This window comes from Amycolatopsis sp. NBC_00438 (genome assembly GCF_036026695.1).
Lineage (GTDB): Bacteria > Actinomycetota > Actinomycetes > Mycobacteriales > Pseudonocardiaceae > Amycolatopsis.
In genome coordinates this window covers 3,074,665-3,100,151 of record NZ_CP107923.1, presented here as the reverse complement: position 1 = coordinate 3,100,151, position 25,487 = coordinate 3,074,665, and the positions used below count along the sequence as shown (strand labels likewise).

Here is a 25,487-nt window from a genome sequence, read left to right as displayed (position 1 = left end):
GAGCTGACACATGTCCACGCCGAACGACCGGGTCGTCGAAGCACTCCGTGCCGCCATGAAGGAGTCCGAACGGCTCAAGCGGCAGAACCAGGAGTTGCTGGCCGCGTCGACGGAGCCGATCGCGATCGTGGCCATGAGCTGCCGGTTCCCCGGCGGCGTCCGCTCCCCGGAGGCCCTCTGGGACCTGGTGGCGAACGGCGGGGACGCCATCGGGCCGTTCCCCGCCGACCGCGACTGGGACCTCGAAGCGGTCACCGGCGCCGGCGTCGACGAGCGCGGGATGAGCGTCAGCCAGGCCGGTGGTTTCCTCGACGGCGTCGCCGACTTCGACGCCGGGTTCTTCGGGATTTCGCCGCGCGAGGCGGTGTCCCTGGACCCGCAGCAGCGCCTGCTGCTGGAGGTGTCCTGGGAGGCGATCGAACGGGCCGGGATCGACCCGAAACGGTTGCGGGGCAGCAAGACCGGCGTGTTCGCCGGGACGAACGGCCAGGACTACGCCTACCTGATGGTCCGCTCGCTCGCCGACGCGGACGGTTCGGTGGGCACCGGGATCGCGGCGAGCGCGATCTCCGGCCGGCTCGCGTATTCGCTGGGTCTGGAAGGCCCGGTCGTCACCATCGACACGGCCTGCTCGTCGTCGCTGGTCGCGGTGCACCTGGCCGCGCAGGCGCTGCGGGCGGGGGAGTGCTCGCTGGCGCTCGCCGCCGGCGTCAACGTGATGTCGACACCCGGCTCCCTGATGGAGTTCAGCCGTCAGGGCGGCCTCGCCGGCGACGGCCGCTGCAAGGCGTTCTCCGACGACGCGGACGGCACCGGCTGGTCCGAAGGTGTCGGCGTGCTGGTGCTGGAGCGGTTGTCCGACGCCCAGCGCCTCGGGCACGAGGTCCTCGCCGTCGTCCGCGGCACCGCCGTGAACTCCGACGGCGCGTCGAACGGCTTCACCGCGCCGAACGGCCCGTCGCAGCAGCGTGTCATCCGTCAGGCCCTCGCGTGCGCCGGACTGTCCACTTCGGACGTCGACGTCGTCGAGGCCCACGGCACCGGCACGAAACTCGGCGACCCGATCGAAGCCCAGGCCCTGCTGGCCACCTACGGCCAGGACCGCGAAACGCCACTGCTCCTGGGGTCGGTCAAGTCCAACATCGGCCACACCCAGGCCGCGGCCGGGGTCGCCGGGATCATCAAGACCGTCGAGGCGATCCGGCACGGTGTGGTGCCGCAGACCTTGCACGCCGCTGAGCCGTCTTCGCACGTGGACTGGAAGTCCGGCAGCGTTGTCCTGGCGGCCGAGCAGACGCCGTGGCCGGAGACCGGCCGCCCGCGTCGCGCCGGTGTGTCGTCGTTCGGCGTCAGCGGGACGAACGCCCACGCGCTGATCGAGCAGGCCCCGCCACCGACCGTCGCCGAGGAGACTCCGCGGGCCTCGATTCCCGTGCCCTGGTTGCTGTCCGGGCGCACTCCGGCCGCGCTGCGGGCCCAGGTGACCCAGGTGCTCTCGGCCACCGAGGACCGCGACCCCCTGGACGTGGCGTGGTCGCTGGCGACCACCCGCTCGTCGTTCGAAGAGCGGCTTTCGGTCGTCGGCGGCGACCCGCGGGCCGCCCTGGCGTCCTGGCTGGACGACGGTGAAGCGGCCGGAGTCGTCACAGGCTCGGCCGACCAGCCGCCGGCCCTCGCGTACGTCTTCTCCGGGCAGGGCGCGCAGTGGCTCGGCATGAGCCGCACCCTCGCCGCCCGGTTCCCGGTCTTCGCCGACGCCCTGTCCGCGACGCTCGACCTGCTCGACCCGCGCGTCCGCGAAGTCCTGTCCGGTGCCGACGCCGGTGCCCTCGACGACACCGGGCACGCGCAGCCCGCGCTGTTCGCCGTGGAGGTCGCGCTGTTCCGGCTCCTCGAGTCCTGGGGCGTGCGGCCCGACTTCGTCGCCGGGCACTCCGTCGGCGAGATCGCCGCGGCGCACGTCTCCGGCGTGCTGTCCCTGAACGACGCCTGCGTGCTGGTCAGCGCGCGCGCCCGGCTGATGCAGGCGCTGCCCGCGGGCGGCGCGATGGTCGCGGTGCGGGCGTCCGAAGCCGACGTCCGGCCGTACCTGGGCGACGACGTGTGCGTCGCCACGGTCAACGGACCGACGTCCGTCGTGCTGTCCGGCACCGAAGACGCCGTGCTCGCGGTGGCCGAGCGGTTCGACCGGCCGCGCCGGCTGGCCGTGTCCCACGCCTTCCACTCGCGGCTGATGGACCCGATGCTGGGCGACTTCCGGCAGATCGTCACCGGTCTGACCTTCGCCGAGCCGGTGCTCCCGTTCGTCGCAGGTGGCGACGTCACCTCGGCCGAGTACTGGGTGCGTCACGTCCGCGAACCGGTCCGCTTCGGCGACGCCGTGCGCCGCCTCGCCGAGCGGGGCGCGACGGTGTTCGCCGAGCTGGGCCCGGCCGCCGTGCTCACCCCGCTGGTCGGCCTGAACGCCGACGACGCGACCGCCATCCCGTTGCTGCGCAAGGACGCCGACGAGCCCGAGACGCTGACGGCCGCGCTGGCCGCCCTGCACACGGCCGGCGTCCGGATCGACTGGACGGCGTTCTTCGCCGGCACCGGCGCGCGACGCGTGGCCCTGCCCACCTACCCGTTCCAGAGCGAGCGCTACTGGCCGTCCACTGTGGACGCCGTCGCCGACGCGGCCGGGCTCGGCCTCACGCCGGTTCAGCACCCGCTGCTCGGCGCGTCGCTCACCCTCGCCGAGTCCGACGGCCTGCTGCTGACCGGCCGGCTGTCCGCGCGCACCCACCCGTGGCTGACCGGCACGCGGTTCCCCGGCAGCGGGTTCCTCGAACTGGCCCTGCGGGCCGGGCTCGACCTGGGCTGCGACCTGGTGGAGGAACTCACCCTCGGCGCGCCGCTGGAGCTGGCCGCCGACGACGCCGTCGACCTGCAGCTGTCGGTGGGGGAGCCGGACGCGACCGGCCGCCGCCGCCTCGACATCCACACCCGGCCCGCCGGGTCGGTCGTCGGCAGCTGGGTCCGCCGCGCCGAAGGTGTGCTCGCCACCGGCGGGCACCACGAAGACTTCGCGACGGCCGAGTGGCCGCCGGCCGACGCCGAAGAACTGACGTCGGACCTTCCGGAGCTGCGCGGCCTGTGGCGCCGTGGCGACGACGTGTTCGCCGAGGTGCTCTTCGGCGAAGACGACACCACGGCGTTCGGCCTGCACCCGCGGCTGCTGGAGAGCGCGCTGCACGCCGCCGGCCTAAGCGGCTACCCGACGCGGTGGACCCGGGTGACGCTGCACGCCGCGGGCGCGGCCCGGGTGCGCGTCCGGATCCGCCACGGCGAGGACGGCGTTTCACTGGCCCTGGCCGACGCGGCCGGGCAGCCCGTCGCGTCGGTCGGGTCGGTCCACGCGGAAGCCGTCGGTACCGTGACGTTCACCGGTGCGGATTCGCTGTTCGAGCCGCGCTGGGCGCCGGTGGTGCTGCCGCCGGACGCGCTCGTCGTCACCGAGCTGACCGGCCCGCTCGCCGACCTGGCGGACGTCCCGGCCGTCGTCACGGCCCGGCTCACGGCGTCGGACCCCCTGGACGGCTTGGCGACGCGGGCCTTGGTGCTGGCCCAGGAGTGGCTGGCCGACGAACGCTTCGCGCACGCCCGGCTGGCGTTCGTGACCGAAGGCGCCGTGGCGGTCGAGGACGGCGAGCCGATCCACGACCTCGCCGCCGCGGCCGTCTGGGGCCTGATCCGCACCGCCCAGGCCGAGAACCCGGGCCGGTTCGTGCTGGTGGACGTCGACGCCGAGACGTCGGCCGACGCGGTGGCGCGGGCCCTCGCGCTCGACGAACCGCAGCTCGCGCTGCGCGGCGACGATGTCCGCGCGGCGCGACTCGCCCGGGCCCGGATGACCGGCGCCGAGGCACGCGCGTGGAACCCGGACGGCACCGTCCTGATCACCGGCGGCACCGGCGGTCTCGGCGCGGAACTCGCCCGGCACCTCGTGCGCGAGCACGGCGTCCGGCACCTGCTCCTGCTCAGCCGTCGCGGCCCGGACGCCCCGGGCGCGCAGGACCTCCGCGACGACCTGGCCGCCCTCGGGGTCGACGCGACCGTCGCCGCCTGCGACGTCGCCGACCGTGCGGCGCTCGAAACGGCTCTCGCCGCGATCCCGGCCGAGCACCCGCTGACCGCCGTCGTGCACGCGGCCGGCGTCCTCGACGACGGCGTCGTCACCGCACTCACCCCCGAGCGGCTGACTCGTGTCCTGACCGCCAAGGCCGCGTCCGCGTGGCACCTGCACGAGCTGGCCGGCGACGTCGCCGCGTTCGTGCTGTTCTCCTCCGTCGCCGGGATCATGGGCGGCGCCGGGCAGGGCAACTACGCCGCCGCCAACAGCTTCCTCGACGCCCTCGCGGCCCACCGCCGTGCCACCGGCCGGCCTGGCCTCTCCCTGGCGTGGGGCTCGTGGGCGGTCGAAGGCGGCATGGCCGGCTCCCTGTCGGAGGCCGACCGCGCGCGGATGGCCCGCACCGGCATGCCGGCCCTCGAACTCGACCACGGCCTCGCGCTCTTCGACACCGCGCTGACCCTGCCGCACGCGCTGGTCGTCCCGGTCGCCGTCGACCTCGCCGCGCTGCGCTTGCTCGACGAGCTCCCGCCGCTGCTGCGCGGCCTGGTCGGCGGCACCCGCCGCTCGGCCGCGGTCGCCACCTCCGCGGCCGCCGGCGACCTCGCCCGCGGCCTGCGCGAGCTGTCCGAGGCCGACCGGCTCACCGCCGTCGTCGACCTCGTCCGCAGTCGCGCCGCGGCCGTGCTCGGCCACGCCGACGCCACCGCTGTCGGCGCCGGGAAGTCGTTCTCCGAACTGGGTTTCGACTCGCTGACCGCGGTCGAGTTCCGCAACAAGCTGGCCACCGTCACGGGCCTGCGCCTGCCGGCGACGCTCGTCTTCGACCACCCGACCCCGACGGCGGTCGCGCAGTTCGTGCTGGGCGAGCTGTTCGGCGCCCGCGGCGTCGACGACGTCGTGGCGAACACGGGCGCGCTCGCGGACGACCCGGTCGTCGTGGTCGGCGTCGCGTGCCGCTTCCCCGGCGGCATCGCCGGTCCCGAGGACCTGTGGGACCTGGTCGCCTCGGGCGGCGACGCCGTCTCGGGCTTCCCGGTCGACCGCGGCTGGGACGTCGCCGCGCTGGCCGGCTCCGACACCCGCGCCGGGGGTTTCCTCTACGACGCGGCCGAGTTCGACGCGGGCTTCTTCGGCATCTCGCCGCGCGAGGCGATGTCGATGGACCCCCAGCAGCGCCTGCTGCTGGAAGTGTCCTGGGAGGCGTTCGAACGCGCCGGCCTCGACGCCACCGGCCTGCGCGGCTCCCGGACCGGCGTGTTCGTCGGCACCAACGGCCAGTCCTACTCCGACCTGTTCCTCACCGCCGACGTCGACATGCGCGGCCAGACCGGCACCGGTATCGCCGGCAGCGTCGTGTCCGGCCGCCTCTCGTACGTGCTGGGCCTGGAGGGCCCGGCGATGACCGTCGACACGGCGTGTTCGTCGTCGCTGGTCGCGATGCACCTGGCGGCCCAGTCGCTGCGCTCGGGGGAGTGCTCCCTCGCGCTGGCCGGCGGCGTCACCGTGATGGCGACGCCCGGCGGGTTCGTCGGCTTCAGCGGCCAGAACGGCCTCGCCCCGGACGGTCACTGCAAGGCGTTCTCCGACGACGCCGACGGCACCGGCTGGTCCGAAGGCGTCGGCGTCCTGGTGCTGGAACGCCAGTCCGACGCGCTCCGCAACGGCCACCGGATCCACGCCGTGCTCCGCGGCTCGGCCGTCAACCAGGACGGCGCGTCCAACGGCCTCACCGCCCCGAACGGCCCTTCGCAGCAGCGCGTGATCCGTCAGGCGCTGGCCAACGCGGGACTGTCCACTTCGGACGTCGACGTCGTCGAGGCGCACGGCACCGGCACGGTGCTGGGCGACCCGATCGAGGCCCAGGCCCTGCTGGCGACCTACGGTCAGGACCGGGAAACCCCGCTGCTGCTGGGTTCCATCAAGTCCAACTTCGGGCACACCCAGGCCGCCGCCGGTGTGGCCGGGATCATCAAGATGATCGAGGCGATGCGGCACGGGACCGTGCCGCCGTCGCTGCACGTCGGCGAGCCGTCGTCCCATGTGGACTGGGACGCGGGCGCCGTCGAGGTCGTCACCGAGGCCGTCAGCTGGCCCGCCGCCGACCGCGCTCGCCGCGCCGGGATCTCGTCCTTCGGCATCAGCGGTACCAACGCGCACGTCATCATCGAAGCGCCCGAGCCCGTCGCCGAGCCGGACGCCGAACGCCGTGAGCTGCCGGTCGTGCCGTGGGTGATCTCTGGGAAGACCGAGGCCGCCGTGGCCGCGCAGGTCGCGCGGATCACCGAGACCGGCCTCGACCGCCTCGACGTCGGCCACTCGCTCGTCACCACGCGTACGAGCTTCCCGCACCGCACCGTCCTCCTCGCCACCGTCGACGGCGTCCGCGAAGCCGCCACCGGCGCGGCCACCACGACCCCGTCGGTCGCGCTGCTGTTCACCGGCCAGGGCTCCCAGCGGCTCGGCATGGGCCGGGAGCTGCACGCCACGTCGGCGCCGTTCGCCGCGGCCCTCGACGAGGTCCTCGGCCACCTCGACCCCGGCGTCCGCGACGTCCTGTGGGGCGACGACCCGAGCCTCCTGGCCGAAACCGGCTGGGCCCAGCCCGCGCTGTTCGCCGTCGAGGTCGCACTGGCCCGCCTGGCCGAGGCCCACGGCGTCCGGCCCGCGCACCTCGCCGGCCACTCGATCGGCGAGATCGCCGCCGCCCACATCGCGGGTGTGCTGTCGCTGGCCGACGCCGCCACCCTGGTGACCGCGCGCGGCCGCCTCATGCAGGCCCTGCCGCGCGGTGGCGCGATGGTCGCGGTCGAAGCGTCCGAATCCGACGTTCGCCCGCTGCTCACCGACGGCGTCTCCCTCGCGGCCGTCAACGGCCCGCGCTCGGTCGTGCTGTCCGGCGTCGAGGCCGACGTCCTGGCCGTCGCCGCCCGGTTCGCGAAGTCCCAGCGGCTCAAGGTCAGCCACGCCTTCCACTCCGGGCTGATGGATCCGATGCTCGACGAGTTCCGCGAGGTCGTCTCGACGCTGACCTTCGCGCAGCCGCGCATCCCGTTCGTCACCACCGGCGACGTCACCTCGCCGGAGTACTGGGTCCGTCACGTCCGCGACACCGTCCGGTTCGCCGACGCGCTGGGCCGGCTCACCGAGGCCGGCGTCACCGCGTTCCTCGAGGTCGGCCCGGACGGCGTCCTCTCCGCGATGGTCGACGCACCCGAAGCGGTCGTCACGCCGTTGCTGCGCAAGGACCGCCCGGAGCCCGAAGCCCTGCTCGGCGCGCTGGCCCGGCTGCACGTCGCCGGCGTCGACGTCGACTGGACGCCGTGGTTCGCCGGCACCGGCGCCCGGACCGTCGGCCTGCCCACCTACGCCTTCCAGCGCCAGCACTACTGGCCCAGCGTGACGCCGGGCCGCGGCGCCGTCGAACGCCTCGGCCTCACCCCGGCCGGGCACCCGCTGCTCGACTTCGCCGTCGACCTCGCCGACTCCGGCGGCGTCGTCTTCTCCGGCCTGCTGTCCCTGGCCGGGCAGCCGTGGCTGGCCGACCACGTCGTCGGCGGGCACGTGCTGTTCCCCGGCACCGGGTTCCTCGACCTCGCCGTCCGCGCCGCCGACCAGGTCGGCTGCTCGGCCGTCGAAAGCCTCACCGTCGCCGCGCCCCTGTGGCTGCGCGAGCACGAACCGACCCTGCTGCAGGTCACCGTCGGCGGTCCCGACGACGCCGGCCTGCGCGAGCTGACCATCTCCTCCCGCGGCACCGACCCGCACGCGGAGTGGACGCAGCACGCCGCCGGCGTCGTCGCGGTCGGCGAACGCCCGGCCGCCACGGTCGGCGACTGGCCACCGGCCGGCGCGGCCGAGGTGGACGTCACCACGCTGTATAACGAACTAGCCGACAACGGTCTGGAGTACGGTCCGGCGTTCCGCGGCCTGGTGAAGGCCTGGAACGACGGCGAAGCCCTGCTCGTCGAAGCCGCGCTGCCCGAGGACAGCGACGCGTTCGGCCTGCACCCCGCGCTCCTCGACTCGGTGCTGCACGCCATCCACCGGCTCGACTCGATCGCCCCCGGCCTGCCCTTCGCCTGGTCCGGCGTCTCCCTGCACGCGACCGGCGCCACCCGGATCCGTGCCCGGATCACCCCCGTCGACCAGGAGTCGGTGGCCATCGCCGTCGCCGACGAGACCGGCGCGCCCGTGCTGTCGGCCGAATCCCTGCAGCTGCGCGAAGCCACGCCCCGCAGCGCCGACGACGAGTCGCTGTTCCAGACCACCTGGATCCCGGCCGCGCTGGCCAAGGACGCCCCGGCCGGCACGTGGGCGCTGCTGGGCGACGACCCGCTGCTGGCGCCCGTCGCCCGGCGCTGCGCCGACCTCGAGCAGGCCCTGTCCCTCGAACCGGACGTCCTGCTCGTGCCCGTCGCGGGCGACGGCGACGTTCTCACCGCCGTCCGCGAGGTCACCGCGCGGGTCCTTTCGGTCTTGCAGAACGCCTTCACCGACGAGCGAGCCGGCCGCATCGTCTTCGTGACACGCGGCGCCGTGGCCGTCGACCCGGGCGAGCGCATCGCCGACCTCGCCGCCGCCGCGACCTGGGGCCTGATCCGCTCGGCGCAGTCCGAGCAGCCCGACCGGTTCGTGCTGGTCGACCTGGAACCCGGCGCGGCGCTGCCGGGCACCGGGTTCGTCGTCTCCGGTGAACCGCAGTTCGCCGTCCGCGGCGAAAGCATCCGCGTCGCCCGGCTCGGGCGCCTCGCCGGCAACGGCGACATCCTGCCTCCCGCGGTACCGGCGTGGCGGCTCACCGCCGGTGCCGCGGGGATCGACGGCTTGACCGCCGAAGCGTGCCCGGAGGTCCTCGAAGACCTGGCACCCGGGGAGATCCGCGTCCGCGTCGAGGCCGCCGGCCTCAACTTCCGCGACGTGCTGAACGTCCTGGGCATGTACCCCGGCGAGGCCGGCAAGCTCGGCGCCGAGGGCGCGGGTGTCATCGAGGCCACCGGCCCGGGCGTCGACCCGGCCCGCGTCGGCGAGCGCGTCTTCGGCATGATGCCGGGCCCGTTCGGCCCGTACACCACCCTCGACGCCCGGTACGTGGCCCCGGTGCCGGCCGAGTGGTCCTCGCGGACCGCCGCGTCCGTGCCGCTGGTCTTCCTCACCGCCTACTACGCGCTCGTGGACCTGGCCGACCTGCGGCCGGGCGAGAAGATCCTGATCCACGCGGGCGCCGGCGGCGTCGGCATGGCCGCGATCCAGCTCGCCCACCACCTCGGCGCCGAGGTCTTCGCGACGGCCAGTTCCGGCAAGCAGCACGTCCTGCGCGAGCTGGGGGTCGCCGACGACCACATCGCCTCCTCCCGGACCCTGGACTTCGAGGCCGCCTTCCGCCGGGTCACCGGCGGGACCGGCGTCGACGTCGTCCTGAACGCCCTGGCCGGCGACTTCGCCGACGCGTCGCTGAACCTGCTCGCCGACGGCGGCCGGTTCTTCGAGATGGGCAAGACCGACGTCCGCGACGCCGCCGCGCTGAGCCGGATCCGCTACCGCGCGTTCGACCTCGGCGAGGCCGGTCCCGACCGGACGCAGGAGCTGCTCGTCGAGCTGCTGCGGCTGTTCGGCGACGGCGTGCTCACGCCGCTGCCGATCCGCAGCTGGGACCTGCGCCAGAGCGGCCCGGCGTTCCGGTTCATGAGCCGTGCCCGGCACATCGGCAAGATCGTGCTGACGCTGCCGCCGCGCTGGGACCCCGAAGGCACGCTGCTCATCACCGGCGGCACCGGTGGCCTGGGCCGCGAGCTCGCCCGCCACCTCGTCGCCGGTTACGACATCCGCCACCTCGTGCTCACCAGCCGCCGCGGCCTCGACGCGCCTGGTGCCGCGGAACTCCGGGACGAGCTGACCACTTCGGGCGTCGACGTCACGGTCGAGGCCTGCGACGCCGCCGACCGCGACCAGCTTGCCGCCGTCCTCGGCCGGATCCCCGCTGAGCACCCGCTCAAGGCCGTCGTGCACACCGCCGGCGTCCTCGACGACGGCGTCGTCGCGTCCCTCGATGCCGACCGGCTCGACCGCGTGCTGCGGCCCAAGGCCGACGCCGTCGTCCACCTCGACGAGCTGACCCGCGACCTGGAATTGGCCGCGTTCGTGGTGTTCTCCTCGGTCGCCGGCACCGTCGGCTCGGCCGGGCAGGGCAACTACGCCGCCGCCAACGCGTTCCTCGACGCCTTCGCCGCCCACCGCCACGCCGAAGGCCGCGTCGCAACCTCGTTGGCCTGGGGCGGCTGGGAAACCGGCATGGTCGGCACCCTCAGCGACGCCGACCGCGAGCGGATGGCGCGCGGTGGCGTGCCGCCGCTGACCGTCGAGCACGGCATGCGGCTGTTCGACCGGGCGACCCGCTCGCCGAGCGCCGTCGTCGTCCCGATGCGCGTGGACATGACGGCCATGCGCGCCCAGGGTGAGCTGCCGTGGCTGCTGCGCCCGGTCACCCAGCCCGGCCGGCGTCGCGCCGGTGGCGACGCCGCGCACGTCCGCGGGTCGCTGCGCGAGCAGCTCGCCGGGATGCGCGAGCCCGAGCAGCTGCGCGTGCTCACCGGCCGGGTGGTCGCCGAGGTCGCGACCGTGCTCGGGCACGCACCGGAGAACGTCGACACCACCGGCGAATTCCGGGAGCTGGGCTTCGATTCCCTGACGGCGGTGGAGTTCCGCAACCGGCTGGCCGGGGTGACGGGGCTGCGGCTGCCGTCCACGCTGGTCTTCGACTACCCGACGCCGGTCGCGGTGGCGGGCTTCGTGCTGGGCGAGCTGTTCGGCGCCCGCGGCGCCGACGCCGTCGTGACGACCGCGGCCGTGGAAGGCGACCCGATCGTGCTGGTCGGGATGGCGTGCCGCTTCCCGGGCGGCGTGACCGGCCCCGACGAGCTGTGGGACCTGGTGGCCTCCGGCGGTGACGCCGTCTCGGGCTTCCCGGCCGACCGCGGCTGGGACGTCGTCTCGCTCGCCGGCAGCGACACGCAGGCGGGCGGGTTCCTCTACGACGCGACCGAGTTCGACGCGGGCTTCTTCGGCATCTCGCCGCGCGAAGCGGTCGCGATGGACCCGCAGCAACGCCTGCTCCTGGAGGTTTCCTGGGAGGCGTTCGAGCGCGCGGGACTGGACGCGTCCACGCTGCGCGGCTCCCGGACCGGCGTCTTCGTGGGAACGAACGGGCAGTCGTACTCCGACCTGCTGCTGAGCACCGACGCCGACCTGCGCGGGCAGACCGGCACCGGCATCGCCGGGAGCGTCGCGTCGGGCCGCCTGTCGTACGTCCTGGGCCTCGAAGGCCCGGCGATGACGGTGGACACGGCGTGTTCGTCGTCGCTGGTCGCGCTGCACCTGGCCGCGCAGTCGCTGCGCGCCGGGGAGTGTGAGCTGGCGCTGGCCGGCGGCGTGACCGTGATGGCGACGCCCGGCGGGTTCGTGGGCTTCAGCGGCCAGAACGGCCTCGCCCCGGACGGCCGCTGCAAGGCGTTCTCCGACGACGCCGACGGCACCGGCTGGTCCGAAGGTGTCGGCCTGCTCGTGGTCGAGCGCCAGTCCGACGCCCTCCGCAACGGCCACCGGATCCTCGCCGTCGTGCGTGGTTCCGCGGTCAACCAGGACGGTGCGTCCAACGGCCTGACCGCGCCGAACGGCCCGTCGCAGCAGCGGGTCATCCGCCAGGCGCTGGCCAACGCGGGACTGTCCACTTCGGACGTCGACGTCGTCGAAGCGCACGGCACGGGCACGGTGCTGGGCGACCCGATCGAGGCCCAGGCCCTCCTGGCGACCTACGGGCAGGACCGGGAAACGCCGCTGCTGCTGGGCTCGATCAAGTCGAACTTCGGCCACACCCAGGCCGCCGCCGGCGTGGCCGGGATCATCAAGATGGTCGAGGCGATGCGGCACGGGATCGTGCCGAAGTCGCTGCACGTGGGCGAGCCGTCGTCCCATGTGGACTGGGAGGCCGGCGCCGTCGAGGTCGTGGCCGAGGCCACCGCATGGCCGGCCGCCGGCCGCGCTCGCCGCGCCGGGATCTCGTCGTTCGGCATCAGCGGCACCAACGCCCACATCATCATCGAGGCCCCCGAGGACGCTCCGGAGCTGCCGCGCGAGACCCCGGCCGCGACGACGGTGCCGCTGCTCGTCTCCGGCCGGACCGAGGACGCGCTCCGCGCCCAAGCGGGACGGCTTCTGAGTGTCCTGGCCGGCGATTCGAACCTGCTCGACGTCGCCTTCGCGGCGGCCACCACCCGGACGAGCTTCGCGCACCGCGCGGCGATCGTCGCCGACGAAACCGACACGGCCGTCCGTGCGCTGCGGGCCCTCGCCGACGGTGAGCTCGCCGCGGGGGCCGTCACCGGTGAGACCGCGCACCAGCCCGTCCAGGCGTTCCTGTGCACCGGCCAGGGCGCGCAGCGGCTCGGCATGGGCCGCGAGCTGGCCGAGACGTACCCGGTGTTCGCCGAGGCCCTCGACGAGGTGCTGGCGTACTTCGACCCGGAGCTGCGCAACGTCGTCTGGGGTACCGACGCGGGCTTGATCGCGGAGACCGGCTGGGCGCAGCCCGCGCTGTTCGCGATCGAGATCGCGGTGACGAAGCTCCTGGACTCGTGGGGCATCCGGCCCGACTACGTGGCGGGCCACTCGATCGGCGAGATCGCCGCTGCCCACATCGCGGGTGTGCTGTCGCTGGCCGACGCGTGTGCGCTGGTCTCGGCGCGGGGCCGGCTCATGCAGGCGCTGCCGGCCGGCGGCGCCATGGTCTCGGTCGAAGCGTCCGAAGAGGACGTTCGCGCCGTGCTGATCGACGGCGTCGACATCGCCGCGGTCAACGGCCCGCGCTCGGTCGTGCTGTCCGGCGTCGAAGCCGCCGTGCTCGAGGTCGCGGCGCGGTTCGAGAAGACCAAGCGGCTCAAGGTGAGCCACGCGTTCCACTCGCACCTGATGGACCCGATGCTGGCGGAGTTCCGCCAGGTCGTCTCGGCCTTGAAGTTCTCGCAGCCGCAGCTGCCGGTGGTCGCGTCCGGAGACGTCACGTCGCCGGAGTACTGGGTCGAGCACGTGCGGGCCACCGTGCGGTTCGGCGACACCGTCGGCCGGCTGGCCGACGCCGGGGTCACGACGTTCGTCGAGGTCGGGCCGGACGCCGTCCTCACCGGGCTGGTCGACGTGCCCGGCGCGACCGCCGTCCCCGTCCTGCGCCGCGGCCGGGACGAGCGCGACGCGGTCGCCACCGCGGTTGCCGCGCTGCACGTCGCGGGTGTGCGGATCGACTGGACCGCCTGGTTCGCCGGCACCGGCGCGCGGACCGTCGACCTGCCCACCTACGCCTTCCAGCACCGTCGTTACTGGCCGGAAGCGGCCGTCCGCACCTCGACCGGTGACGACGCCTTCTGGGCGGTCGTCGAAGGCGGCGACCTCGCCGACCTGGCCGCCGACCTCCAGGTCGACGCCCCCGCCCTGGAAACCGTCCTGCCCGCCCTGTCCGCGCTGCGGGCCCGGCGGCAGCGACAGTCCCTTGTGGACGGCTGGCGTTACCGCGTCGAGTGGCGTCCCCTGGACGTCACGCCGGCGACCGCGGGGGAGCGGCTGGTGCTCGTCCCCGCGTCCCACGCCGGCGACCCGTGGGCCCGGCAGGTCGCCGACGCCCTCGGCACGACCCTCGAGGTCCCCGCCGACGCCGATCGCGACACCCTCGCCGACCTGCTGCGCGACCGGGTCGCGGGCCTCGTCGTCTCGCTGCTCGCGCTCGACGAAGCCACGGGCCTCACCGGCAACACCGCCCTCGTCCAGGCCCTCGACGACCTCGGCGCGGACGCCACCCTCTGGTGCGTCACGCGCGGCGCCGTCACCACCGGCCCGGCCGACCGCCTCACCGCTCCGGCCCAGGCCGCGACCTGGGGCCTCGGCCGCGTCGCGGCCCTCGAATACCCGCGCCGCTGGGGCGGTCTCGCCGACCTGCCCGCCGACCTCGACGCACGGCTGCTCACCCGCTTCGCCGGGGCCCTGGAAGGCGACGACGACCAGATCGCCGTCCGCGCTTCCGGCGTCTACGGGCGGCGGCTCGTTCCGGCCGCTGCCGCGCCTTCGCCGTGGCAGCCCCGCGGCACCGTCCTCGTCACCGGCGGTACCGGCGCGCTCGGCCGCCACGTCACGAAGTGGCTCCTGGCCCAGGGGGCCCAGCGGGTCGTGCTGGCCAGCCGCTCCGGTGGCGAACCCGGCGACGACGAGCGGATCGTCATCGCCCGCTGCGACGTCGCCGACCGCGCCCAGCTCACCGCGCTGCTCGCCGAGCACCGCCCCAGCGCCGTGATCCACGCGGCCGGGGTGCTCGACGACTGCGTGCTCGGCAGCCTGACGCCCGACCGCTTCGCCGCGGTGTTCCGCGCCAAGGTCGAGTCCGCGGTCCTGCTCGACGAGCTGGCCGGCGACCTCGACGCGTTCATCCTGTTCTCCTCGGTCGCCGGCGCCGTCGGCAACCCCGGCCAGGCCAACTACGCCGCCGCCAACGCCGTCCTCGACGCGCTCGCCGAAACCCGGCGGGCCCGCGGCCAGGCCGCGACGTCGATCGCCTGGGGCGCCTGGGCGGGCGACGGCATGGCCGCCGGCCTCGGCGGCGGCCTCGACCCGGACCTGGCCGCCACGGTCCTGGCCGACGCCGGCGGGCCCGCCGCGCAGCTCGTCGTCGCGGACATCCAGAACGCCGACGTCCTGCGCTCCCTGCTCAGCATCCGCCGCAGCCCGCTCCTGGCCGACCTCCCCGCGGTCCGCCGCGTGGTCGCCGAACTGGACTCGGCCCCGGCGCCCGGCACCAGCGCGTTGGCCACACGCCTGCTCACCTCGCCCGCGGCCGAGCGCGTCACCGTGCTGCTGGACCTCGTGCGTGACCACGTCGCGGCCGTCCTCGGTCACACCGGCACCGGCGAAATCGGCGCCACGCGGGCGTTCTCCGACCTCGGCTTCGACTCGCTGACCGCCATCGAACTGCGCAACCGCGTGGAAACCGCGACCGCCCTGAGCCTGCCCGCCACCCTCGTCTTCGACCACCCGAACCCGGCCGCCCTGGCCGAATTCCTGCTCGGCGAGCTGATCGGGGACGGCACCGACCTGCCCGTCGCCCTGACGCCCGGCCTGGTCACCGACGACCCGATCGTCATCGTCGGCATGAGCTGCCGCTTCCCCGGCGACGTCCGGACCCCGGAACACCTGTGGGACCTCCTCGCCGACGGGCGCGACGCGATCACGGGCTTCCCCGCCGACCGCGGCTGGGACATGACCGCCCTCGGCGGCCAGGGCCGGGGGAGCAGCTACGTCGACCGCGGCGGCTTCCTGCCCGACGCGGCCGAGTTCGACCCGGAGTTCTTCGGCATCTCCCCGCGTGAAGCCCTCGCCATGGACCCGCAGCAGCGGCTGCTGCTGGAGACGTCGTGGGAGGCCGTCGAGCGGACCGGCATCGACCCGAGCGGCCTGCGCGGCAGCCGCACCGGCGTGTTCGTCGGCACCAACGGCCAGGACTACGCCGGGGTGATCGTCAACTCCGCCACCGACGTCGAGGCCCACGCGGGCACCGGCGTCGCGGCGAGCGTCGTCTCCGGCCGGCTGTCCTACGCGCTCGGCCTCGAAGGCCCGGCCATGACGATCGACACGGCGTGCTCGTCGTCGCTGGTCGCGCTGCACCTCGCCGCCCAGGCCCTGCGTGCCGGCGAGTGCGAACTCGCCCTCGCCGGGGGCGTCACGGTGATGTCCACGCCGGTCAGCTTCGTCGGTTTCAGCCGCCAGAACGGCCTCGCGCCGGACGGCCTCTGCAAGGCCTACTCCGACTCCGCCGACGGCACCGGCTGGTCCGAAGGCGTCGGCGTCCTCGTCGTCGAGCGGCTGTCCGACGCGCGTCGCCACGGTCACGACGTCCTGGCGATCGTCGCCGGCTCGGCCATCAACTCCGACGGCGCGTCCAACGGCCTCACCGCCCCGAACGGGCCCTCGCAGCAGCGCGTGATCCGGCAGGCGCTCGCGTCGGCCGGGCTGCAGCCGTCCGAAGTGGACGTCGTCGAAGGCCACGGCACCGGCACCACCCTGGGCGACCCGATCGAGGCCCAGGCGCTGCTCGCCGCGTACGGCCGGGACCGCGAGCGGCCGCTGCTGCTCGGCTCGGTCAAGTCCAACCTCGGGCACACCCAGGCCGCGGCCGGTGTCGCCGGGATCATCAAGATGGTCCTTGCCCTGCAACGGGAACTCGTGCCCGCGACGCTGCACGTCACCGAGCCGTCGTCCCATGTGGACTGGACGGGCGGCGACATCCGGCTGGTCACCGAGGCGACCGAGTGGCGCGAGAACGGCCACCCGCGCCGCGCGGCTGTGTCCTCTTTTGGCCTCAGCGGCACGAACGCCCACGTGATCATCGAGCAGGCGCCCGTCTCCGTGCCGGTCGAACCGCGCCGCGACGTCACCCCGGGTGTCGTGCCGTGGGTGCTGTCCGGCCGGTCCGAAGCCGCCCTGGACGCGCAGCTCGCGGCCCTGCCCCGCGACCTCGACCCGATCGACACTGGATTCTCCCTGGTCACGACGCGGGCGGCGTTCGAGCACCGCGCGGTGCTGCTCGCCCCCGGCGACCAGGTCGCCCGTGGCGTCGCCCGCGAGCGCACGGCCGCGTTCCTCTTCACCGGCCAGGGTTCGCAGCGGCTCGGCATGGGCCGCGGGCTCTACGAGCGTTTCCCGGTGTTCGCGGACGCCTTCGATGCCGTCTGCGCCCACCTCGACACGGAGCTGCCGCGCCCGCTGCGCGACGTCGTCTTCGGCGAAGACGCGGCCGCGCTCGACGAGACCGGCTGGGCGCAGCCCGCGCTGTTCGCGCTGGAAGTGGCCCTGTTCCGGCTCGTGCGCTCGTGGGGCGTGCGGCCCGCGTTCCTCGCCGGGCACTCGGTCGGCGAGATCGCGGCCGCCCACTGCGCGGGCGTGCTGTCCCTCGCCGACGCCTGCACGCTCGTCGCCGCCCGTGCCCGCCTGATGCAGGCCCTGCCTTCGGGTGGCGCGATGGTGGCGATCCGGGCCACCGAAGACGACATCCGGCCGTTCCTCAACGACGACGTCTCGCTCGCCGCCGTCAACGGACCCGAGGCCGTCGTGCTCTCGGGTGTCGAGGATGCCGTGCTGGCCGTCGCCGCGCGGTTCGAAAAGACCAAGCGGCTCACCGTGTCCCACGCCTTCCACTCCGCGGCGATGGACCCGATGCTCGCCGAGTTCCGCGCGGTCGCCGAGACGCTGACCTTCGCCGAGCCGGACGTCCCGGTGGTGTGCGACGGCGATGTCACGTCGCCGGAGTACTGGGTCGGCCAGGTCCGCGGCACCGTCCGCTTCGCCGACGCCGTCACCCGGCTCACCTACGCGGGCGTCAGCGCGTTCGTCGAACTCGGCCCGGACGCCGTGCTCACCGCCCTCGTCGACGGCGACGACCAGGTCCTCGCACCAGTGCTGCGCGCCGGCCGCGACGAGGAGACGGCCGCCGTCACCGCGCTGGCCGCGCTGCACACCGCCGGCGTTTCCGTCGACTGGGCCGCGCTGTTCGAGGGCACCGGCGCCCGGCGCGTCGCACTGCCCACTTACCCGTTCCAGCGGCAGCGTTTCTGGCCGCGGCTCGTGGCCGGCGCGGGCCAGCTCGGCGGCCTCGGCCTGACCGCGGCCGGGCACCCGCTGCTCGGCGCGATCACCGAGGTCGCGGGGTCCGGTGACCTGGTGTTCTCCGGCCGGCTGTCACTGAAGACGACGCCCTGGCTGGGTGACCACGTCATCGGCGGTCAGGTCCTGTTCCCGGGCGCCGGTTTCCTGGAGCTGGTCGTGCGGGCCGGGGACCAGGTCGGCTGCGGCCAGGTCGAGGACTTCACCGTCGCCGCGCCGCTCGTGCTCGATGACACCGCCAGCCTGGTGCAGCTCGTCGTCGGCGCCCCTGACGCTTCGGGCCGTCGCGAGGTCGGCGTCTCGTCGCGAGCCGAGGGCCCGGACGCCGAATGGGTCCGCCACGGCACCGGCATCGTCGCCCCCGGCACGCTGCCGACCGCCGCACCGGACATCGAGTGGCCGCCGTCCGGCGCCGAGCCGGTCGACCTCACCGCGTTCTACGACAACTTCGCCGGTGCCGGGTTCGCGTACGGCCCGGAGTTCCAGGGCCTGCAGCGCGTCTGGCTGCGCGACGGCGAAGTCTTCGTCGAGGCGGAGCTGCCCGGCGAGGACGCCGACGCGTTCGGCCTGCACCCGGCCCTGCTCGACTCGGTCCTGCAAGCGGTGTCCTTTGTGGACTCCGTCCCTGGCGGCCTGCCGTTCTCCTGGGCCGGCGCCGTGCTCCACGCGACCGGTGCGGAGAAGGTCCGCGCTCGGATCACCCGGGCCGCCGACGACGCCGTCGCGCTCACCCTGACCGACGAGTCCGGCGCGCCCGTGCTCTCGGTCGACGCCCTGACGCTGCGTGCGACGACCCAGGCCGCCTCCGGTCCCGAGCCGCTGTTCCGCCTGGACTGGGTGCCGCTGCCGGTGCCCGCCGGCGAAGCGGACGGCCTGTGGGCCGTGCTCGGCCGCGACACCCGCCTCGGCGACCTCGGCCCGGAGTACCCGGACCTCGACGCCGCCCTGGCCGCGGACCCGGACGTCCTCGTCGTCCCGGTCCACGGCACCGGAGACGTTCCCGACGCTCTCCGCCGCGTCACCGCCGACGTCCTGGCCGTGGTGCAGGCCGCGAGTGAACGCGGCCTCGGCCGGGTCGTCTTCGTGACCCACGGCGCCGTCGGCACCGCCCCGACGGACCTCGCCGCGGCCGCCGCCTGGGGCCTCGTGCGCTCGGCCCAGTCGGAGGACCCGGGCCGGTTCGTGCTCGCCGACGTCGACGACGTGTCCCTGCCCGGCCTGCCCGCCGCGGTGGCCACCGGCGAACCCCAGCTGCTGCTGCGCGACGGCACCGCCCGCGTCGCCCGCCTCGGCCGTCCGAATGCGGCACTTTCACGTGAAAGTGCCGCCTGGAACCCCGACGGCACCGTGCTCATCACCGGCGGTACCGGTGGCCTGGGCCGGGTGTTCGCCCGGCACATCGCCGCCGAGTACGGCGCCCGGCACGTCCTGCTGGCCAGCCGTCGCGGCGGTGCCGCCGACGGGCTCGTCGAGCTGGTCGCCGAACTCGCCGCGCACGGCACCGAGGTCAGCGTCGAGGCCTGCGACCTCGCCGACCGCGACGCCGTCGCCGCGCTGCTCGCCGGCATCCCGGCCGACCGGCCGCTCACGGCCGTCGTGCACGCCGCCGGTGTCCTCGACGACGGCGTCATCGGCTCCCTCGACGCCGACCGCCTCGACACCGTGCTGCGCCCGAAGGCCGACGCCGCGTGGCACCTGCACGAGCTGGCCGGCGACGTCGCCGCGTTTGTGCTGTTCTCCTCGGTGGCCGGCACGATCGGCTCGCCGGGCCAGGCGAACTACGCCGCCGCCAACACCTTCCTCGACGCGCTCGCCGCCCACCGGCACGACCGCGGCCTGGCCGCGACTTCACTCGCGTGGGGCGCGTGGGAGACCGGCATGACCGGCACCCTGACCGACGCCGACCGCGAGCGGATGACCCGCGCGGGCATGCCGCCGCTGCCGGTCGAGCAGGGCTGCGAGCTGTTCGACCGCGCCCTGGAATCCGGCGAACCGGCCCTGGTGCCGGTGCTGATGGACCTGCCGCTGATCCGCTCGCAGGCCGAGCCGCCGTGGCTGGTGCGCCCGGTCGGCCGCCCGGGCCGCCGCGGTGCGGGCCGGTCGACGCCGACCGCGAACGCGCTGCGCGACCGGCTGTCCGGCCTGCGCGAGGGGGAGCAGCAGAAGGTGCTGCTCGACGTCATCCGCGCGCAGGTCGCCGCGGTGCTCGGGTTCGACGCCGCCACCGTCGACGTCGCCCGCGAGTTCCGCGGCCTCGGCTTCGACTCGCTGACCGCGGTCGAGTTCCGCAACCACCTCGCCTCCGCGACCGGCCTGCGGCTGCCCGCGACGCTGGTCTTCGACCACCCGACGCCGGTCGTGCTGGCCGGGTACCTCCGCGACGAGCTGTCCGGCGCGGACGCCGCGCCGGTGCTGCGCGCGCGGACCACGACCACGCCAGTGGCCGACGAGCCGATCGCGATCGTGTCGATGGCCTGCCGTTACCCCGGCGGCGTGACGTCGCCGGAGGACCTGTGGGACATGGTCCTGACCGGCGGCGACGGCGTCGGACCCTTCCCAGCCGACCGCGGCTGGGACCTCAGTGGCCTCTTCGGGGCGGATCGGGGACGTTCTTATGTTCGTGAAGGCGGTTTTCTCGGTGGTGCGGGAAGCTTCGATCCTGGGCTCTTCGGGATCTCGCCGCGCGAAGCGCTGGCGATGGACCCGCAGCAACGCCTCCTCCTGGAGACGTCCTGGGAAGTGATCGAACGCGCCGGCGTCGACCCCGTTTCGCTGCGGGGCAGCCGCACCGGCGTCTTCGCCGGGGTGATGTACCACGACTACGGCCAGGGTGTGCAGTTCCCGGAAGAGGCCCTCGGCTTCCTCGGGATCGGCACCGCGGGCAGCGTGATGTCCGGCCGCGTCTCCTACGCGCTGGGCCTGGAAGGCCCGGCGGTCACGATCGACACGGCGTGCTCGTCGTCGCTGGTCGCGATGCACTGGGCCGCGCAGGCGCTGCGGGCCGGTGACTGCGAGCTGGCGCTCGCCGGCGGCGTGACCGTGATGGCGACGCCGGGCGCGTTCGTGGACTTCTCGGCGCAGGGCGGCCTGGCCGGTGACGGCCGGTGCAAGTCGTTCTCCGACTCCGCCGACGGCGTCGGCTGGGCCGAAGGGGTCGGCCTGGTCATGCTGGAACGCCTGTCCGACGCGCGTCGCAACGGCCACGAAGTCCTCGCCGTGCTGCGCGGCTCCGCCGTCAACCAGGACGGCGCGTCCAACGGCCTGACCGCCCCGAACGGCCCGTCACAGCAGCGAGTCATCCGCCAGGCGCTGTCGGTCTCCGGGCTGTCGGTGTCCGATGTGGACGTCGTCGAAGGCCACGGCACCGGGACGCCTCTGGGCGACCCGATCGAGGCCCAGAGCCTGCTGGCCACCTACGGCCGTGACCGGGAGACGCCGCTGCTGCTGGGCTCGGTGAAGTCGAACATCGGCCACACCCAGGCCGCCGCCGGTGTCGCGGGCGTGATCAAGATGGTGCAGGCCATGCGCCACGGCGTCGTCCCGCAGTCCCGGTTCTCGGCCGAGCCGTCGACCCACGTGGACTGGACCGAAGGCGCGGTCTCGCTGGTGCCGGAGAACACTTCCTGGCCCGAGGTGGACCGCGTCCGCCGGTCCGCGGTGTCGTCGTTCGGCATCAGCGGCACCAACGCGCACGTCATCCTGGAGCAGCCCGCCCCGGCCGACCGGCCCGCGCCGCGTGCCGTGAGCCCGGTGTCCCGCCCGGTGCCCGTCGTCGTCTCCGGGCGGACTCCGGAGGCCCTCCGGTCCCAGGCCGCACGCCTGGCCGACCGGATCGAGGCCGACGAGACCCTCGCCCCGGCCGACCTCGCCTACTCCGCCGCGGTGACGCGCGCGGCGCTGGCCCAGCGCGCGGCCGTCGTCGCCGACGACCTCGACGGCCTGGTCAGCGGCCTGCGTGACCTGGCCACCGGTGAGACCCCCGCCGGAGTGGTGCGTGGTGAGGCGCGGGTCGCCCCGCCGGTCGCGTTCCTCTTTGCCGGGCAGGGCTCGCAGCGGATCGGCATGGGCCGCCGCCTGCACGAGGTGTACCCGGTGTTCGCGGGCGCGTTCGACGAGATCCTCGCCCAGCTCGACCCGGCTGTCCGCGACGCACTGGGCGACGCGGACCTGATCGACCGCACGGAGTTCGCGCAGCCCGCGCTGTTCGCCTTCGAGGTCGCCTTGTTCCGCCTCCTGGAGTCCTGGGGCGTGCACCCGGACTTCGTGACCGGGCACTCCGTCGGCGAGATCGCCGCCGCCCACGTGGCCGGCGTGCTCTCCCTGCCCGACGCGTGCGCCCTGGTGTCCGCCCGCGCCCGGCTCATGGGCGCGTTGCCGACCGGCGGTGTCATGGTCGCGGTGCGCGCGTCCGAGTCGGACGTCCTGCCGCTGCTCGGCGAGGGCGTCGACGTCGCGGCCGTCAACGGCCCGGGCTCGGTGGTCTTGTCCGGGCACGAGGACGCCGTCGTCGCGGTGGCGTCGAAGTTCGCCAAGCAGCGCCGCCTGCGGGTGTCGCACGCCTTCCACTCCGTCCTGATGGAGCCGATGCTCGCCGAGTTCGGCGAGGTCGTGGCGAACCTGGAGTTCGCGAAGCCGCGCGTGCCGGTCGTCTCGGCCGGGGACGTCACGTCGCCGGAGTACTGGGTCAGCCAGATCCGCGACACCGTCCGCTTCGGCGACGCGGTCGAGCGGCTCACCGAAGCCGGGGTCACCGTCTTCGCCGAGGTGGGCCCGGACGCGACCCTGTCCGCGTCCGTCGACGAGCCGTCCGCGAGCGTGATCCCGTTGCTGCGCAAGGACCGTGACGAAGCCGTCGCGGTCACCGAGGCGATCGCGCGGCTGCACGTCGCCGGCGTCGCCGTCGGCTGGGACGACTACTTCGCCGGCGCGCACCGCGTCGCCCTGCCGACGTACGCGTTCCAGCACGAGTGGTTCTGGCCGCTGCCGGCCGCCGGGGGCGACGCCACCGGCCTCGGCCTCGCACCGACGGGCCACCCGCTGCTCGGCGCGACCGTGACGCTGGCCGACTCGCTCGGCGTCCTGTTCTCCGGCCGGCTGTCCGCAGCCACCCAGCCGTGGCTGCGCGACCACGTCATCGGCGGCCGGATCCTGTTCCCGGGCGCGGCTTTCCTCGAACTGGCCGTGCGTGCAGCCGACGAGGTCGGCTGCGCGTCGGTGGCCGACCTGACCCTGTCCGTGCCCCTGGTCCTCGAGCCGGACGGCGCCGTCGTCCTGCAGCTGTCCGCGGGGGAGCCGGACGAAGGCGGCCGTCGCGAGCTGACGATCTCCTCCCGCGCCGACGACAGCGACGAGTGGGTCCGCCACGCGACCGGCACGCTGGCGCCGCAGGCGGTGGCCGCCGAGCCGATCCCCGAGACCTGGCCGCCCGCCGAAGCGTCCGAAGTGGACTTGACGGGCTTCTACGAAACGTCCGCCGAGGCCGGATTCGGTTACGGGCCGGCGTTCCAGGGCCTCAGCCGCGTCTGGCAGGACGGCGCCGACGTCTTCGCCGAGCTGGCGCTGCCCGAGGGCCAGGAGGCCGCGCGGTTCGGGCTGCACCCGGCGTTGCTCGACTCCGCCCTGCAAGCCATCGGCTTCGGCGAAGGCGCTCCGGCCGGGCTGCCGTTCGCCTGGACCGGCGTGTCATTGCACGCGGCCGGCGCGAGCCGCGCCCGCGTCCGGATCTCGCCCGCCGGCGGCGACTCCGTGTCCCTGACCATCGCCGACGAGGCGGGCAAGCCCGTCCTGTCCGCCACCGGCGTCACCCTCCGCGCGGCCACCGCGCCGGACGCGGCCGACCCGCTGTTCCGCCTGAACTGGCTGCCCGTCCCGGTTCCCGAGCCGGACGACGGCACTTGGGCCGTGGTCGGCGACGGCTTCGGCCTGGCCGAGACCCTGGGCTGCGACTCCCACCCGGACCTGGCCGCCGCCGTGGCGTCCGGTGCCGGAGTGGTCGCCGTCCCGGTGGCCGGTGAAGCGGACGCCGGAGCCTCTGCGCACGCGCTCACCGCGTCGGTGCTCGACCAGCTCCAGACGGACTCGGCCACCAAGGTCGTGTTCGTGACGCGCGGTGCCGCCGGTCCGGGCCGCACCGACGTCGCGGCCGCCGCCGTCTGGGGCCTGGTGCGCTCGGCCCAGTCGGAGGACCCCGGCCGGTTCGTGCTCCTGGACGTCGACGAGCCCGACGCGGACGCGCTGCGTGCCGCGGTCGCTACCGGCGAACCTCAGCTCGTCCTGCGCGACGGCGTCCTCAACGTGGCCCGCCTGGCCCGCGCGACCCTGGAGACCACCGAGACGACCTGGGACCCCGACGGCACCGTGCTCATCACCGGCGGTACCGGTGGCCTGGGCCGGGTCTTCGCCCGGCACCTCGTCAGCCGCGGCGCCCGGCACCTGCTGCTGGCCAGCCGCCGCGGCCCGGCCGCCGACGGCGTCGCCGAGCTGGTCGCCGAACTCGAGACCGCCGGGGCCGACGTCCGCGTCGAGGCCTGCGACGTCGCTAACCGCGACGCCCTGGCCGCGTTGCTGGCGGGCATCCCGGCCGAGCATCCGCTCACCGCTGTCGTGCACACCGCCGGGGTGGTCGACGACGGCGTCGTCGGCTCGCTGACGGCCGAGCGCCTGGACACGGTGTTCGCGCCGAAGCTCGACGCCGCCTGGCACCTGCACGAGCTGACCGCCGACCTGCCGCTGGAAGGGTTCGTCCTGTTCTCCTCGGTCGCCGGCACCATCGGCACGCCGGGTCAGGCGAACTACGCGGCGGCCAACGCGTTCCTCGACGCCCTCGCCGACCTGCGCCGCGACCGGGGCCTGCCCGGCCTGTCGCTGGCCTGGGGCGCCTGGGACACCGGGATGACGGGCGACCTGACCGACGCCGAGCGCGAACGCATGGTCCGCGGCGGGATGCCGCCGCTCGGGCGTGAGCAGGGTGCGGAGCTGTTCGACCGCGCCGTGGCGTCGACCGAGTCGGCGCTCGTGCCGGTGCTCGTCGACCTGCCGGTGCTGCGTACGCGCGGTGAGCTGCCCTGGCTGCTGCGGCCGATCGGCCGTCCGGGCCGGCGCAGCGCCGCCGCCGAGGCCGACCGGGCCGCGGCCGGCGACCTGCGCCTGAAGCTCGCCGGGATGCGGGAGAACGAGCAGGACCGGACGCTGCTGACGCTCGTACGCGCCCAGGTGTCGGCCGTGCTCGGCCACCCGGCCGACCGGATCGACGGCGGCCTCGAGTTCCGCGAACTCGGCTTCGACTCGCTGACCGCCGTCGAGTTCCGCAACCGCCTGGCCGCGGCCACCGGCCTGACGCTGTCCGCGACGCTCGTTTTCGACTACCCGACCCCGGCCGGGCTCGCCCGGTACCTGCGGACCGAGCTCGCGCCCGCTCCCGCCGCGGCGACGTCGTTGCCGGCGGAGCTCGACCGGCTCGACGAGCTGATGGAGGCCAGCTCGGCCGACGACGTCGCCCAGGCCGAGGTCGCGGCCCGGCTGCGCCGGATCCTGGCGAAGATCGGCGGCGCGGCCGCGCCCGAAGACGTCACCGACCGGATCGACGCGGCCAGCACCGACGAGGTGTTCGCCTTCATCGACAACGAACTGGGCCGGCTCGGTGACGCACCCGGGTCCCCCTTCGACCAGGAAGGCTGAGGCCGCC

The 25,487-nt window shown here is 74.8% G+C and carries 1 protein-coding gene; it reads left to right on the top strand.

What is annotated here, in order from left to right:
• The first annotated feature begins 10 nt into the window (after positions 1-10).
• Positions 11-25,480, top strand: a complete 25,470-nt coding sequence (locus tag OG494_RS13775) for a type I polyketide synthase (protein ID WP_328455604.1) — start codon at positions 11-13, stop codon at positions 25,478-25,480.
• The last annotated feature ends 7 nt before the right edge of the window (positions 25,481-25,487 follow it).